The organism is Flavobacterium phycosphaerae, from assembly GCF_010119235.1.
GTDB classification, from domain to species: domain Bacteria; phylum Bacteroidota; class Bacteroidia; order Flavobacteriales; family Flavobacteriaceae; genus Flavobacterium; species Flavobacterium phycosphaerae.
In genome coordinates this window covers 2,986,667-3,002,550 of sequence record NZ_JAAATZ010000001.1, presented here as the reverse complement: position 1 = coordinate 3,002,550, position 15,884 = coordinate 2,986,667, and the positions used below count along the sequence as shown (strand labels likewise).

At 37.8% G+C, this 15,884-nt stretch carries 12 protein-coding genes and 1 pseudogene; 10 read left to right on the top strand and 3 right to left on the bottom strand.

What is annotated here, in order from left to right; translation table 11 throughout:
• Positions 1-56 precede the first annotated feature (56 nt).
• From allB to GUU89_RS13395, 8 genes are all read left to right on the top strand, one after another.
• Entirely contained in the window at positions 57-1,382 is a 1,326-nt protein-coding gene (gene allB, locus GUU89_RS13425; RefSeq protein WP_162128388.1) for an allantoinase AllB, read from the top strand.
• A complete protein-coding gene (alc, locus tag GUU89_RS13420) occupies positions 1,364-2,383 on the top strand; it encodes an allantoicase (RefSeq protein WP_162128387.1) in 1,020 nt (339 codons plus the stop codon). Before allB ends, alc begins: the two co-directional genes overlap by 19 nt.
• Positions 2,383-3,801 carry a urate hydroxylase PuuD gene (locus tag GUU89_RS13415; protein WP_162128386.1) on the top strand — a complete coding sequence of 473 codons (1,419 nt, stop codon included), beginning with the start codon at positions 2,383-2,385 and terminating at the stop codon, positions 3,799-3,801. The genes alc and GUU89_RS13415 overlap by 1 nt, the downstream gene beginning before the upstream one ends.
• Before the next feature lie 7 nt (positions 3,802-3,808).
• Complete coding sequence (uraD, locus tag GUU89_RS14840) at positions 3,809-4,657, top strand: 2-oxo-4-hydroxy-4-carboxy-5-ureidoimidazoline decarboxylase (protein WP_202924463.1); 849 nt, start codon at positions 3,809-3,811, stop codon at positions 4,655-4,657.
• Positions 4,658-4,713: 56 nt separating this feature from the next.
• A complete protein-coding gene (locus tag GUU89_RS13405) occupies positions 4,714-6,048 on the top strand; it encodes a DUF6986 family protein (RefSeq protein ID WP_162128385.1) in 1,335 nt (444 codons plus the stop codon).
• A gap of 42 nt (positions 6,049-6,090) precedes the next feature.
• Positions 6,091-7,785 carry an energy-dependent translational throttle protein EttA gene (gene ettA, locus GUU89_RS13400; protein ID WP_162128384.1) on the top strand — a complete coding sequence of 565 codons (1,695 nt, stop codon included), beginning with the start codon at positions 6,091-6,093 and terminating at the stop codon, positions 7,783-7,785.
• 78 nt (positions 7,786-7,863) lie between these two features.
• A complete protein-coding gene (locus GUU89_RS15045) occupies positions 7,864-8,334 on the top strand; it encodes a hypothetical protein (RefSeq protein WP_235922052.1) in 471 nt (156 codons plus the stop codon).
• A complete protein-coding gene (locus GUU89_RS13395) occupies positions 8,331-10,067 on the top strand; it encodes a response regulator (protein WP_235922051.1) in 1,737 nt (578 codons plus the stop codon). Before GUU89_RS15045 ends, GUU89_RS13395 begins: the two co-directional genes overlap by 4 nt.
• Here GUU89_RS13395 and GUU89_RS13390 read toward each other — a convergent pair.
• Together GUU89_RS13390 and GUU89_RS13385 are read right to left on the bottom strand one after the other, a co-directional pair.
• A complete protein-coding gene (locus GUU89_RS13390; protein WP_162128383.1) occupies positions 10,064-11,314 on the bottom strand; it encodes a DEAD/DEAH box helicase in 1,251 nt (416 codons plus the stop codon). The two genes, GUU89_RS13395 and GUU89_RS13390, sit on opposite strands and share 4 nt — an antisense overlap.
• A 122-nt stretch (positions 11,315-11,436) precedes the next feature.
• Entirely contained in the window at positions 11,437-12,474 is a 1,038-nt protein-coding gene (locus GUU89_RS13385; RefSeq protein ID WP_162128382.1) for a formimidoylglutamase, read from the bottom strand.
• A gap of 97 nt (positions 12,475-12,571) precedes the next feature.
• Here GUU89_RS13385 and GUU89_RS13380 point away from each other — a divergent pair, with 97 nt between their 5' ends.
• Positions 12,572-13,456: a GAS domain-containing protein gene (locus GUU89_RS13380; protein ID WP_162128381.1), complete on the top strand. Its 885-nt coding sequence runs from the start codon at positions 12,572-12,574 to the stop codon at positions 13,454-13,456.
• A 46-nt stretch (positions 13,457-13,502) separates the two neighbouring features.
• On the opposite strand, the pseudogene hutI reads toward GUU89_RS13380, so the two are convergent.
• A pseudogene (hutI, locus tag GUU89_RS13375) lies at positions 13,503-14,736 on the bottom strand (imidazolonepropionase).
• 68 nt (positions 14,737-14,804) lie between these two features.
• On the opposite strand from hutI, the gene corA reads away from it, so the two are divergent.
• Positions 14,805-15,875 (top strand): magnesium/cobalt transporter CorA, encoded by a 1,071-nt coding sequence (gene corA / locus GUU89_RS13370; protein WP_162128380.1) that lies wholly within the window; start codon positions 14,805-14,807, stop codon positions 15,873-15,875.
• Positions 15,876-15,884 lie beyond the last annotated feature (9 nt).

Genomic DNA, 15,884 nt, shown 5'->3' with positions numbered 1-15,884 from the left:
CTTATTTTTAATTTAAATCTATATTTGTAGGTTCGCAATTAAAAAAAGAAAACCCCTTGCACTCAAGAAAAATATACAGCAACCGCGTTTGGATTGACAACCAATTACAACCGGCCACCCTTTGTTTCGATAACGGAGCCATTACCGCTATTCATTTTGAAAAATCAGCTACTGCCGAAGACTTTGGCAATGCTGTGATAATGCCAGGTGTTATTGATGTACATGTGCATGTTAACGAACCCGGAAGAACCGAATGGGAAGGTTTTGACACTGCCACGCAAGCCGCCGCCGCCGGAGGAACAACAACGATTATCGACATGCCTTTAAATGCGAGTCCGGTAACGACCACTTTAAAAGCTTTTGAACAAAAGTTAGAATCAACCACCGGCAAAATGAATACTAATGTGGGTTTCTACGCCGGATTAATTCCCGGAAATTCACCACAGTTGGAAGCGATGATGCAAGCCGGAGTGGTAGGCGTAAAATGTTTTTTGACACATTCCGGAATTGATGAATTTCCGAATGTGACGGAGAAAGATTTAGACGAAGCGATGCCGATTATTGCTAAATACCAAGTGCCTTTGTTAGCCCATTGTGAGTTGTATGATGCCGAAGTGGAATGCGATTTTGAAAACAATCCAACTAGCTATCGACATTATCTCGCCAGTCGACCAAAGAAATGGGAGAACGATGCGATTGATTTAATGATTCGGAAATGCCGAGAGCATAATTGCCCGGTTCATATTGTTCATGTTGCTTCTGCGGAAGCTTTGGTCCAAATTGAAGCGGCTAAAAAGGAAGGATTGCCAATCACAGCTGAAACCTGCACCCAATATATTTACTTCAATGCAGAAGCCATTCCGGATGCGAGTTGTATATATAAATGTGCGCCGCCAATCAGAGAGAAAGCCAACAATGACCAACTAAAACAAGCTTTTTCAACTGGAGTTTTAGATTTCATCACGACCGACCATTCGCCGGCACCGCCCAATATCAAAGAAATGGAAAGTGGTAATTTAAAGAAAGCTTGGGGCGGTATAGCGGGAATTCAGTTTTTACTAAATGGTTCTTGGACAGCCATGAAAGAGATTATGACTTTGGAACAATTTATTCCGTTAGTGACATCAAAACCTGCGGATTTTATTAAAGCTAAAAACAAAGGAACCATTGAAATTGGTAAAGACGCGGATTTTGTGATTTGGCATCCGGAAGAAAGTGAAATCATCAGTGAAAATGACATTCTTTTCAGATATAAAATAAGTCCTTACATTGGGCAAAACTTATACGGAACCGTTTCCGAAACCATAGTAAACGGAGAAACAGTCTATCAAAATAAATCAATAAAAAATAAAAATAAAGGACAATGGCTTTTGCAAAAGTAACAGAGATTATCAAAGAATCACCGGCATTTACACAACTAACCGATTTGGCTGCAGAGCGTTTAGGCGGTAAAGTATTATATGCTACGGATGATTTTTTTGCCGAAAAAGAAAACCTAATTATGCCGACTCGAGGCATTTTTATTCATGATAAATATACCGACCGTGGAAAATGGATGGACGGTTGGGAAAGCCGAAGAAAAAGAACGCCCGGACACGATTGGGCTGTTATTCAATTAGCTACTTCGGGAAAAATTACCGGTTTTGATATTGATACTAATTTCTTTTTAGGCAACCATCCACCACACGCTTCCATAGAAGCAGTTAATTTAGAAAGTACTGACGGAATTACCGATTGGGAAAACGTAGCTTGGAAAGAAATTTTACCAAAATCACATTTAGATGCGGGTTCACAGAACTTTTATGAGTGTGAAAGTAATGAAATCTACACCCATTTGCGTTTGCATATTTATCCGGATGGAGGTGTAGCGCGTTTCCGTGTTTATGGCGAAGTATTCAAAAATTGGGATGCTGTTTCGGTAACAGAGGAACTTGATTTAGCTGCGGCTATCAATGGGGGACAGGCCATTGCTTGTAACGATATGTTCTTCAGTGCGATGAGCAATTTGATTATGCCAAACCGCGGTGTTAATATGGGTGACGGCTGGGAAACCAAAAGAAACCGAACGCCAAACAACCGTGATTGGGTTATCTTAAAATTGGCGCACAAAGGAATGGTTGACCGAATCATTGTCGATACTTGTCATTTCAAAGGAAATTATCCTGACAGTTGTTCTATTGAAGCTTGTGTTTCTGATAACGATGATGTCGTAAATAACACCGATTGGAAAACGTTATTGCCGCAACAAAAGTTGAGCGCCGACCATATTCATGAATTTGGTTCCGAAGTAAATGCTTTGGGAGCCATAACCCATATTCGTTTGAATATCTTCCCGGATGGTGGTGTAAGTCGATTAAGAATCTTTGGAAAAATCAGTAAGTAGTGAAAATCAACTTATTCATATTAATCATCTTGTATGTGGTCTACTTCAGTGTTTTGATTACGCTGGGATATTTGTCATACAAAATGCCGAAAATAAAGGTCAGTAAAGCAGATGAACATTCGGAAGATACGGAAGATATTAAGGTTTCAAGCCAAAATTATATTTACACAGGAATTCTGTTATCTATCGTAGGTATTTTGGTGAATACTTATTTTTTAGTACAAGGAACACCATTAGAAAGTCATATGATGGAATGGCTCAATATCGTCATTCGATTAATGCATATCACCTTCGGTATTGCTTGGATTGGCGCCTCTTTTTACTTTGTGTTTTTGGAGAATGCCTTAAACCGAACGGAAGACGTGCGCGATGAATTGGCCGGAAATCTTTGGGCTGTTCACGGTGGTGGATTTTATTATTTGGAAAAATATAAAATAGCGCCAAAGACTATTCCGAAACATTTACATTGGTTCAAATACGAAGCTTATTTTACTTGGCTTTCCGGTTTTTGCTTATTGTTTGTGGTGTATTATTTTAATGCGTCCGCTTTCTTAATCGATAAAAATGTTTTAGATATAACAGCTACTCAAGGTATTTTGACAGGAGTGGGTTCTTTCATAATGGCTTGGCTGCTCTATGATGTGATGTGTAAATCGCGTTTAATCAAAAATCAATTAGCATTTGCTTTGGTTGGTTTTGTTTTATTGATAGGCTTCGCTTTCTTTTATTGCCATGTGTTTAGCGCTCGTGCGGCTTATATTCATTTTGGTGCCATGATAGGCAGTTTGATGGTAGCTAATGTATTTTTCGTTATTATTCCCGGACAAAAAGAAATGGTGCGTTGCGCCAAACTGGTTATTCCGCTAGATCCAAGCCTAGGAAAAAAAGCCTTAGCCCGTTCGTTGCACAACAACTATTTTACCTTACCGGTGTTGTTCGTGATGGTGAGTAATCATTTTCCATCAACCTTTGGGTATGAATATCCATGGTTGGTTTTAGCTATTATTTCATTAGGTGCGGCCGGTGTAAAACACTATTTGAATTTAAAAGAAAAAAAACAACTCAACGTTTGGATATTACCGGTTTCGGTAATAATTCTATTGTCAGCTTGTTTCATCACTGCGCCAAGTACCAATCCTTACGAATGTAAAAAAGAGGTGAGCATTACCGAAGTTCAGGAAATTGTACAAAAGCGTTGTGTGCAATGCCACTCTTCCAATCCTACGGATGACACATATAAAGTGGCTCCAAATGGAGTAAAATATGATACTCCGGATGATATTTTCAAGAAAAAAGATTTGATTATGCAGCGCGTGGTAATTACCAAAACAATGCCGCAAAACAATAAAACCAACATCACTGAGGAAGAACGAAATACCATCCGATGTTGGATTGAACAAGGTGCAAACCTGAAATAAAAACGATATGAATTTACTAGCATTTAATACATTACCGGAAGAAACGGCAAAAAGAGAATTATTCGCTTGTTGTGGTTCGACAAAATGGACCAATTCTATGATGTCTCATTTTCCGTTTGCCTCCGAAAAACTATTGGTGGATTTGTCGGCTAAGATTTGGTACGACGACTGTGCCGAAAGTGATTGGAGAGAATCCTTTACACACCATCCGAAAATTGGCGATGTAAAAAGTCTGACTGAAAAATTTGCCGGAAAAGAACAAGCGGGAGTAGCCGTAGCCACTACAGAAACAATCGAAGCTTTGGCCAAAGCCAATACCGATTACGAAAATAAAAACGGTTTCATCTTTATTGTGTGTGCCACCGGAAAATCAGCCGAAGAAATGTTGCAAATTCTTTTGGACCGATTGCAAAATACTCCCGAAGAAGAGTTGCATATTGCCATGGGCGAACAACAAAAAATTTCTATCATTCGGTTTAAAAAGTTATTGACTGATGGCGATTTCAGTTTCTTGAAAGTAAGTCAAATCACCACGCATGTTTTAGATACAGCCGTTGGTTTACCGGGGAAGAATATTTCCATTCGATTGCAAGCGAAACGCAACAATGTATGGCAGACCATTGCTCAGGGAATTACCAATAATGACGGTAGAATTCCCGATTTATTGCCACAAGAAAGAAACCTAAAACCCGATACCTACAAAATGGTTTTCGATACCGGAAGCTATTATAAAAACCAAAACCTGAAAACATTTTATCCCGAAGTGGAAATTCAGTTTACTACTTTTGATGAAACCCACTATCACGTTCCGTTGTTAGTCAATCCTTTTGGATACAGCACTTACAGAGGAAGCTAAAACAAGATGATAGACAAAATAAATTTACAATTCACCATTTACAATTCACCATTATTATGACAATTCCTTCCAATAAAAAAGAACAATTGTTCCAAAGCTTGAGCAAAGCCAATAACACTTTTAACGAAATATATCCCGGCGACCGAAGCGAGCGTCAACCGGTGCACACGTTGTACGGCGGGGCCAATCTTTTCAAGTCGGATGCACCAATTGCGTTGGGACATAGAGCTTTAGAAATTTTAGAAACCTATGCACCCAATCATGAAGTTTTCGGAAAAGCTTTTGGCTTAACCGGAGGCAATGATTTCAGCAAGCGCATCTATGATAAAGTAGTAGCCAAATTGAAATCGGAAGCCATTGAAGATTTTCGTATTGATTTTGAAGACGGTTACGGAAACCGCAGTAACGAAGAAGAAGACGCTACAGCTGAATCAGCGGCGAAAGAAGTGGCTAAAGGGATGGCTGACAAAACCCTTTCTCCTTTCATCGGAATTCGTATCAAACCGTTTACCGAAGAAATGAGAGAGCGCGGTTTACGAACATTGGATATTTTCCTGAGTACCTTGGTAAAAGAAACGGGAGGGAAGCTACCTGAGAATTTTGTGGTAATGCTACCGAAAGTGACCATACCGGAACAACCGGAAACCTTGGCCAATTTCTTTACCATTTTAGAAGAAGAATTAGGCTTAACAAAAGGAGTTCTGAAAATGGAAATGATGGTCGAAACGACACAAGCCATTATGGATATTAACGGAACCAATCCGTTATACCGATTCATTAGAGCCGCTCAAGGAAGATGTATCGCTATGCACTTCGGAACTTATGATTATACTGCCAGTTGCAGCATCACGGCCAAATACCAAGAAATGGATCATCCGGTTTGTGATTTTGCGCACCACATGACTAAAGTAGCCTTGGCTCATACCGGAATTTGGTTAAGCGACGGCGCTACGAATACAATGCCAATTGGGCCACATCGTGGTGATTTAACTCCGGAACAAGAAGAAGAAAACAGACAAGTGGTCCACAGAGCTTGGAAAAAAGGATATGACCACATTCGCCACTCGTTATGGAATGGGTATTATCAAGGTTGGGATTTGAATCCGGCGCAGTTTCCTATGCGTTATGCTGCGGTATATGCCTTCTTTTTAGAAAGTTATGATGATGCGGTTGATCGTTTGAAAACTTTTGTGGAAAAAGCGGCGAGAGCGACTTTAATCGGTGATGTATTTGATGATGCCGCTACCGGACAAGGATTATTGAATTATTTCCTAAGAGCTTTAAACAGTGGTGCCATAACTGAAGAAGAAGTATTAGCAACGGGATTGACTTTAGACGAAATTCGCGGCCGTTCTTTCAAGAAAATTTTAGAAAACAGAAAGGCAAAATAATGTAACTTTGCCCCACAAAATTTTATATTAAAAACAATTACAATGTCAGACGATAAGAAAGTGATATTTTCCATGCAGCGATTGAGCAAATCGTATCAAGGAAGCGACAAACAAGTATTAAAAAACATCTATTTGAGTTTTTTTTACGGAGCTAAAATCGGTATCCTCGGATTAAATGGTTCAGGAAAATCTTCGTTATTGAAGATTATTGCCGGAGTAGATAAAAATTACCAAGGAGATGTGGTTTTCCAACCGGGCTATACCGTAGGATATTTGGAGCAAGAGCCACAATTGGATGAAACGAAAACCGTTATTGAAGTAGTTCGTGAAGGTGTGGCGGAAACGATGGCGCTTTTAGAAGAGTTCAACCAAATCAACGATATGTTTGGTTTGCCTGAGGTATATGAAGATGCTGATAAGATGGACAAACTGATGGAGCGTCAAGGACTATTACAAGATAGAATTGATGCTTGCGGGGCTTGGGAAATTGACAATAAATTAGAAGTTGCGATGGATGCGCTTCGTACACCGGAAGGCGATATGCCCATCAGTGTTTTATCGGGTGGAGAGAAACGTCGCGTAGCTTTATGTCGCTTGTTATTGCAACAACCGGACGTGTTGCTTTTGGATGAGCCTACCAACCACTTGGATGCAGAAAGCGTTCTTTGGTTAGAGCAACATTTGGCACAATATGCAGGAACGGTAATTGCTGTAACGCACGACCGTTATTTCTTGGATAATGTGGCAGGCTGGATTTTGGAATTAGACAGAGGAGAGGGTATTCCATGGAAAGGAAACTATTCGTCTTGGTTAGATCAAAAATCGAAACGTATGGAGCAAGAAGAGAAAGTGGCTTCTAAACGCAGAAAAACATTAGAAAGGGAGTTGGACTGGGTTCGTCAAGGAGCAAAAGGAAGACAAACCAAACAAAAAGCGCGTTTGCAGAACTATGATAAACTCTTAAACGAAGACCAAAAAGAACTAGACGAAAAATTAGAAATCTACATCCCTAATGGACCTAGATTAGGAACCAATGTGATTGAAGCCAAAGGTGTAGCCAAAGCTTTTGGAGAAAAATTATTGTATGATAACTTAAACTTCACGTTACCGCAAGCGGGAATTGTGGGTATTATTGGTCCGAATGGTGCCGGTAAATCAACCATCTTCCGAATGATTATGGGAGAAGAAAAACCTGATGCCGGAGAATTCAGTATCGGTGACACGGTGAAAATTGCTTATGTTGACCAATCCCACTCTAATATTGATCCGAATAAATCCATCTGGGAAAACTTTTGCGATGGTCAGGAATTGATTATGATGGGCGGAAGACAAGTGAACTCTAGAGCGTATTTATCTCGTTTTAACTTTGGCGGCAGCGATCAAAATAAAAAAGTAGCGGCTTTATCAGGGGGTGAGCGTAACCGTTTGCATTTGGCCATGACCTTGAAAGAAGAAGGAAACGTATTGTTGCTGGATGAGCCAACGAATGATTTGGATATCAATACACTACGTGCTTTGGAAGAAGGGTTAGAAAACTTCGCGGGCTGTGCTGTAGTAATCAGCCACGACAGATGGTTCTTGGACCGAATCTGTACGCATATTTTAGCCTTTGAAGGCAACTCTGAAGTGTACTATTTTGAAGGTGGCTTCTCAGAGTATGAAGAGAATAAAAAGAAACGTTTGGGTACTGATGTAACTCCGAAGCGAATCAAATACAGAAAGTTGATTAGAAATTAACTTAACGACTATAAAATCCCGAGAAATCGGGATTTTTTTATGAATAAATCTTTTATATTTGAGGTCTTAACTGACTCAATGTGTAAGACTAAGTTTTTTTATTCCTTTTTATTTTTACTGCTTTGTATTTCGACTGCTTTGGCACAAGAATATAAAGTTGAAAAAGCGGCTATTGAGAAACTACTCAATTTAGCGGTAGGTGAGTTTAATGAAGCTCAATATGACAAAGCGTTAGAGTATTCAAAACAAGCTTTGATAAAATCATTTGATATTAATGACAATTCATATATCGCGCAATCCTACAATACCATTGGCGGAATTTATAACGAGTGTTCGGAATCAGTTAAAGCGATAGAGTTTTATGATAAAGCTCTATTCTTTGCCAAAAAAACCAACAAAGACAAACTCTACAATTGGATTTACGGCAATTTGGGAAGCGTTTATTATTACAATCAAATTGATGTCCCAAAGGGTATAAATTATTACAAGAAAGCATTGTATTATGCTAAAAAATCAAAGATAGTACCGATATCAATTATATTAAAATGAATATCGCCAGTGCTTACTTTGCGATTGATGAGTTTGATGAGGGGAATCTGTATTTAGATGATATTAAGGATAATATACTGAAAAATGGGGACGAGGAATCCAAAATGAGGATGAACTCTCTCATGGGGATTTACACCACAAATCATAATAAAAAAGCTGAAGCGGAACAACATTATGTTACTGCCGAGAAAATTGCCAAAGACAACCAATTTAACTCGTACTTAATCAGTATTTATGAAAACCGTGTGCGTCATCATAAGCTTTACAATGAACCCGAAAAGGCTAAAGTTTACAAAGCCAAACTGGACTCGCTGAACAAAGTGCTTTATTCTGAAGACAAGTTAAACAATATTCAAAAAGCGGCGGTTCAAATTGAATTGGACGAGTATAAAATTCAATTAGATAAAATTGAAAAAGTAAACCAAAAGCATCAAAAGAGTTTAAAAGAATCGAAACTCATTGTTATACTTTTTATTGTTATTCTGGTTGTTTTATTGTTGCTTTTACTGACTCTGTATAAAAACATTAAACTAAGAGAGCAGGCCAATTTTGAACTGACACAGGCTAACGAAGCTTTAAAAGAAGCCAAAGAAAAAGCAGAAGAAGCCTCACAACTGAAATCACAGTTTGTTTCTACCATTACGCACGAGTTGCGAACACCGCTTTATGGCGTCATCGGAATTACCAATATTATTTTGGATGAACATAAAGAACTGGGCAACAGTCCGCATTTAAAATCCTTGAAATTTTCTGCCAAATATTTACTGTCGTTGGTGAATGATATTCTGCAAATCAATAAAATTGAAGAAAAGCGAATCGTTTTAGAAAACTTGATTTTCAATCTTACCGATGAAATTACCACTATCAAAAACTCGGTTGAGTATATCGCCGATAAAAACAACGATAAGCTTTCCATTGAAATTGATACCGCTATTCCCGAATTTTTAATTGGTGACAAACTGCGATTGTCTCAAATTGTGATGAACTTGGTGAGTAACGCCTTAAAGTTTACCAAAAATGGTGAAGTTGTCATCATGGCTGATTTGAAACGTGTAGAAGGGAAAACACATTTCATAGAGTTTAAAATTAAAGACACCGGAATTGGAATCGCCAAAGAAGATCAAGAGAAGATCTTTGACAAATTTGTTCAGATAGAACGAAAAGAAGAAGATTATCAAGGAACAGGCTTAGGATTATCCATCGTGTCCCGATTGATAGAACTATTTGACAGTGAAATTCTTTTGGAAAGTGAAGAAAACGTAGGGACTACTTTTATGTTTACCATTGGTTTTGAATACGACGAAGAAAAATCAAGGGAAATTATCAATAACATTGATGTTGATTTATCGTCCAGTCACTTGTATAATATTTTGGTAGTAGAAGACAATAAAATTAACCAAATGGTTACCAAAAAAATCATCCAGAACAGCAACATGAGTTGTACTATTGTTGATGATGGTTATGCTGCGCTGGTGGCTTTGGACAGAGAAACTTTTGATTTGGTTTTGATGGATATTAATATGCCGCTAATCAACGGGTTTGATACGACCAGAAAGATACGAGAAAAAGGAATTAAAACCCCTATTATAGCCCTTACCGCTTTTGATAAACAAGAAGTAATGGAAGAAGCATTGGCGGCCGGAATGAATGATATCATGGTCAAACCGTTTGAGCCCACAAAGCTTTATCAGGTGATTACTAATCAAGTAAAAAATAGCGAAAACGCCGGTTAATACCAGCGTTTTTTGTTTTTCTTAGAAGCTTCCGATTTTCTGGAATTAGTTCCTTCGGGTTTCTTTTTATTTCTTAAATCAGGTTTTGCATTCGGATCAGGTTCTGCGTCTTTCCACGGAAAAGGATGGTCTTTAATTACTTTTACATCCACCTTGATTAGCTTCTGAATGTCTTTCCAGTACGGTTCTTCATCTTTCCCGCAAAAAGAAATTGAGATACCGCCATTGCCGGCACGACCGGTACGACCAATACGGTGTACATAAGTTTCCGGAATATTGGGTAAATCAAAATTGATTACATAAGGCAAACTTTCAATATCAATTCCACGAGCGGCTATGTCAGTCGCTACCAAAACAGAGATTTCTTTGTTTTTAAAATGATCCAGCACGCGTTGTCTGGCGGTTTGCGATTTATCACCGTGAATGGCTTCGGCATTAACACCTTGCTTTTTCAGGGCTTTCACCACATTATCAGCTCCATGTTTGGTACGAACAAAAACCAACACATTGTTTAGGTTTTCATTGCGAATCAAATGGTACAATAAACCGCGCTTGTCTGATTTGTCAACAAAATAAATTTGTTGCTTAATGATTTCCGCGGTAGAAGATACCGGCGTTACCGAAACGTATTCCGGTTTATTTAAAAACGTATCAGCCAATTCACGAATCGCCATGGGCATTGTGGCTGAAAATAATAGTGTTTGTCTGTTGGTTGGAACCAGCTTGACAATTTTTCTAACATCATTGATAAAACCCATATCGAGCATCAAATCGGATTCGTCTAAAACCAAATAATGCAGGCTATCAAAATCTACAAAACCTTGTTTGTGTAAATCCAATAATCTTCCCGGCGTGGCAATTAAGATATCAACGCCTTTTTTGAGTTGGTCAACCTGCGGCACTTGCGAAACTCCGCCAAAAACAGTCAGCTGTCTTAAATTGGTGTATTTTCCATAGGTGTCAAAACTTTCTCCGATTTGAACGGCCAATTCTCGAGTAGGTGTTACTACTAAACAGCGAATTTCTTTTGTTTTTTTTGACGAACCTATCATTCTGTGTAGGTTGTGTATAATTGGAATAGCAAAAGCGGCTGTTTTCCCTGTACCTGTTTGTGCGCAGCCTACTAAATCTTTTCCGGCCAATATAATGGGAATCGATTTTTCCTGAATAGGAGTAGGACTGGTGTATCCTTCTTCAAAGACCGCTCTTTGAATACTTTTGGATAATGATAAATCTTCGAATAACATAAATTTTGCTTACGATTAAGTGTAAGCCGTGGCAAAGATAGGGTTAAAAAATTACGAATTAGGAATTACGAATTAGGAATTGGCAAATTGCAGAATCTTCAAATCTTCATATTGTCAAATTTTCAAATCAATTCCTTTCTTGATTTAATAAAATCGGTGACTAAGTAGCCAATAAGTTTTCCTATGAGATGGTTGTTTTTTTCTTCACCAAGTTCCGGTGCGCCTTCGCAAATGTGCAGGTATGAAGCGTTTTTATTTTTCCCGAAAAAGTTCACAAACTGACGCAATTCTTCCACTGAAAAACCACTCATGGTCATGGCGCTACTGGCAATATTTGGTAAAGCATCTAAATCGATTTCAATACCGTAAGCTTCACTTTTGATAAAATCTAATGCGGTGTTTAATTCTTGTTGGAAGTTTTTCTGTTGACGAACTTTAATTTCATCATATGTATTGTAATTCACCCGATCTTCCATTTTCTTTAAAATATCAACCACATTCTTAGAAGTATAGTTTTCGTGCAATCCGAAGATGAAATATTTTTTCAAAAAACCTTCTTCATAGGCATACGAAAAACCATTACCACTGTGTCTTCCTTCCAAAATCCTGAAATCGGAGTGAGCATCAAAATTCACGGCATTAATGGGTTTTCCTAATCCCAGCGCCGTTCCTTTAATATTACCGTAGGCATTGTTGTGTCCGCCACCAATGATAATCGGGATTTTGCCACATTTGATTATGGAAGTAATGACGTGAACCACTTCTTTATCTATTTTTTCAACCAAAGTGCTCAATAGTTTTCTGTCGGCGGTTTTATGAAAATCTAAGTCTTTGGCGGTTTCCATTTCTTGAGCCACGTCGAGTGTGCCCAATATAATGATTTGACTTCCTTTGCAAAAACGATTATGTTGAATATTAGCAATACTGCTGATAGCACTTTTCCAGGCTGAGGCGGCACCGGGTCGGCCAAAATTAGCTCTAACCCCTACATCTTCGGGAATACCGAACAAGACGTATTTGGCTTCGCTGTTTTTTAAAAAGTCGATGGGATTTTCATCTTTGGGAATGGTAATCATTTTTTCGCCAAATTTTACTTCCCCGCTTCGATGATTGGTCACCTTAGCCAAATCAGTGATGGTAAAAGGAATTACATTCTCCATAATGCTAAAATATTTCCTCAAAAATATAATAAAAATGCATAACTTACGTTACTAATAGAAATTGTATTAAATTTGTTAATTAAAAAAAATCTAAGAAATGGAAAATCAAAACAATAATTCAAAACTTAAAGGAATAATTGCCCTTTTGGCAGTTTTACTGATAGGTAGTTTGATTTATATTTTTAAACTTACTTCAGATGCTAAAACGTTGGAAACCACTGTTACCACTACGAAATCTGAAAAAGAAGCCGTCTTAAAAGACCTGGCAGCACTTAAAGCAACTTATGATGCTGCGATTGAAGAAAACACTTCCATGTCAGATGAATTAATTGCAGAACGTGACAAAGTGGTTAAGCTAATGGATGAATTGAAAAAGTCAAAGGGCGATAATGCTTCCTTAAGAAAATACAAAGACCAGTATAAAAATATGGAAGCCAAAATGAAGAATCTGATGCAGGAAGTAGAAGTCCTGAAGCAGCAAAATCAAACCTTGACGACCAATTTAGACAGTACCAAAGTAGTTTTGGAAGATTCTAAAAAATACAATCAGGTTTTGGTTGGTCAAAATGAAGAATTAGCCAAAACGGTTGAAAAAGGATCAAAACTAACCATTACCAATTTGAAAACGGCAGCTTACAAACAAAGAAGTTCCGGAAAACAAATAGAAACGGATAAAGCCAGTAGAACTGATGTGCTTCAAGTAAGTTTTACTATTGCTGAAAACAAAATTGCCAAATCAGGTGATAAAACCTATTATGTACAAGTGATTGATGCCAAAAATAATGTGTTGGGAGATAAAGCTACCGCTACCTTTGGAGAAAATACCTTGACCTACAGTTTCACAACTACCGTTCAATATGAAAACAAAACGGTTGATGTAAAAGAGCAACTGAAAGGAAAAGATTTTGCCAAAGGCACTTACTTCGTAAATGTGTTTGACAAAGGAGAGTTGGTTTCAAAAAGCAGTTTCAGTTTGAGATAAACTAATAATTATAAAAACAAAAAGTCCCGAGCAATCGGGACTTTTTTTATGAGATACTTTTTCCGTTCAGAATAACTTGTTCAATCAGATTGCTACCAAAAGCATACGGAATTTCATAAAACGAATTCAAAGGTTTTGTGATAATCAAATTCGCTTTTTTACCAACGGTAATACTTCCGTGAGTGGCTGAAATTCCCATAGCATAAGCGCCATTTATCGTGGCAGCATTGATAGCTTCTTCGGGGTCATTTTCATTTTGATACAAGCGGTAGCCACTACAAAATTCATATTTCCCGAAGGAGTTGTTCCCGGATTAAAGTCGCTAGCCAAAGCCAAGGGTAATCCTGCAGTAAGCATTTTTCTTGCCGGAGTATAGGGAATACTGATAAAGTAAGAACAACTGGGTAGCGCTACCGGCATGGTTTCGCTGTTTTTTAAGGCTTCAATATCTTCATCGGTAACAATTTCGAGATGGTCGACTGAAAGGGCTTTATGCTTCACACAAGCGGCAATTCCGTTAATAGCGGTAAATTGATTTACGTGTATTTTAGAACGCAAACCATATTTTTTACCGGCTTCCATGATGCGCTCCGTTTCGATTACCGAAAAATAACCGGTTTCCAGGAAGGCATCTATATAATCGGCTAGTTTTTCTTCAGCAATTTTAGGCAACATCTCGTTGATGATTAAATCGATATAAGCCGAATGGTTTTCTTTGTAAGCCATCGGAAAAGCATGTGCGCCCAGAAAAGTAGCTTTGATGGCAATGGGGTAGTTTTGTGATAGTTTTTAATCACACGCAACATCTTCAATTCGCCTTCAACAGTTAAGCCGTAACCCGATTTAATTTCTACGGCGCCGGTTCCTTGTTGCATTACTTCTTCCAATCTTTTTTTGGATTGGTTGTAGATTTCTTCTTCGGAAGTTTCGTTTAGTTTTTTAGCCGAATTTAAAATACCGCCACCACGATTGGCAATTTCTTCATACGTCAAGCCATTAATTCGGTCTACAAATTCTTGTTCTCTATTTCCGGCATAAACAATGTGGGTATGGCTGTCGCACCAGCTCGGTAAAACAATGCTTCCGGTTGCATCAATCGTTTCGACGTTTAATTTCGGGCAGTTTTCCATTGGTCCAAAAGCAGCTATAGTATCGTTTTCTATCAACAGAAATGCATTTTTAATGGAGGGTAAAATAGCCATCTCCGCACCGGAAACTTTGTCAATAGGTGTTTCTCTGACTTGCAAGAGTTCTTTTATGTTGATGAGTAACGTTTGCATACAATGATTTTTGGTAAAAATAGTTTGAAAAAAATAAATATGCTTAATTTTAAACAAAATTAGAGTTCGTGAGAAAAATTAAATACAAAAAAGGGAGAAAAGTTCAGCCGACTTTATTAGAATATACCGGAGTTCACAAGTATACTCAAACCGAAATTCAGTTGTTTGTGTATGACGACCCTGATTTGGCCGAGTATCATGAATTTGATATTAGCGAAATGCAAAAACATGTTGATTTTGAGAAAACCAATTGGCTTAATGTTCACGGATTAAATGACCCACAGGTGATTAAAGCCATTGGTGATTATTTGGGTGTTGACAATTTTATGCTCTCGGATATTCTGAATACCACTAAACGAACCAAGTTGGATGAATATCATGATACTTTATTTTTCAATGTTAAATCACTTTTGCCCGAAGAGGATTCGAATAATATCAATGTTGAACAAATCAGTTTTTTATTGAAAAACGGAATTTTGGTGTCGTTTCAGGAAAAGCGAAGTGATTTTTTTACGCACATCCGGGAACGAATCCGAACGCATTCCGGTATAGTAAGAACTAAAAAAGCAGATTATTTGCTCTACCTTTTGCTGGATGCTATTATGGAAAATTTCTACATTACCATCGAAAATGAAGAGGACAAAGTAGAAGAACTGATTAACTTGTCTAAAGAAAGCACCAACCTTTCTATTTTAGAACAAATAGAAAAACACCGTGACAATTATAACTTTTTAAAGCGTTCCATCATTCCGTTGCGCGATTCTTTATATTCGATTAAAAGCATAAAAGACGATAATGTTTTCAATGCAATTGAAGCTAATAATTTTACTTTTTTCGAAAGATTGCATCAAAAATGCTTAGAACTTTTGGAACAAATTGAATACGATTTAACCACTTTAGACAGCGCGGCCAATTTCTTTTTTTCGTCGCAAAGCCACAAAATGAATGAAGTAATGAAAACCCTGACGGTTGTTTCGGTATTCTTTATGCCGCTAACCTTTATAGTAGGTGTATACGGAATGAACTTTGATAATATGCCCGAATTGCATTGGCAATATGGTTATTTTGTTATTTTGGGCTGTATGTTACTCTTACTTTTGGGAATGGTTTATTATTTCAAAAAGAAGAAATGGTATTAAAGAATTACG

What these genes read in the sequence shown, in the direction of transcription:
- alc (WP_162128387.1), top strand. Translation starts at nt 1,364, where the DNA reads ATGGCTTTTGCAAAAGTAACAGAGATTATCAAAGAATCACCGGCATTT.
- uraD (WP_202924463.1), top strand. Translation starts at nt 3,809, where the DNA reads ATGAATTTACTAGCATTTAATACATTACCGGAAGAAACGGCAAAAAGA.
- GUU89_RS13405 (WP_162128385.1), top strand. Translation starts at nt 4,714, where the DNA reads ATGACAATTCCTTCCAATAAAAAAGAACAATTGTTCCAAAGCTTGAGC.
- ettA (WP_162128384.1), top strand. Translation starts at nt 6,091, where the DNA reads ATGTCAGACGATAAGAAAGTGATATTTTCCATGCAGCGATTGAGCAAA.
- GUU89_RS15045 (WP_235922052.1), top strand. Translation starts at nt 7,864, where the DNA reads ATGTGTAAGACTAAGTTTTTTTATTCCTTTTTATTTTTACTGCTTTGT.
- GUU89_RS13395 (WP_235922051.1), top strand. Translation starts at nt 8,331, where the DNA reads ATGAATATCGCCAGTGCTTACTTTGCGATTGATGAGTTTGATGAGGGG.
- GUU89_RS13390 (WP_162128383.1), bottom strand. Translation starts at nt 11,314, where the DNA reads ATGTTATTCGAAGATTTATCATTATCCAAAAGTATTCAAAGAGCGGTC.
- GUU89_RS13385 (WP_162128382.1), bottom strand. Translation starts at nt 12,474, where the DNA reads ATGGAGAATGTAATTCCTTTTACCATCACTGATTTGGCTAAGGTGACC.
- GUU89_RS13380 (WP_162128381.1), top strand. Translation starts at nt 12,572, where the DNA reads ATGGAAAATCAAAACAATAATTCAAAACTTAAAGGAATAATTGCCCTT.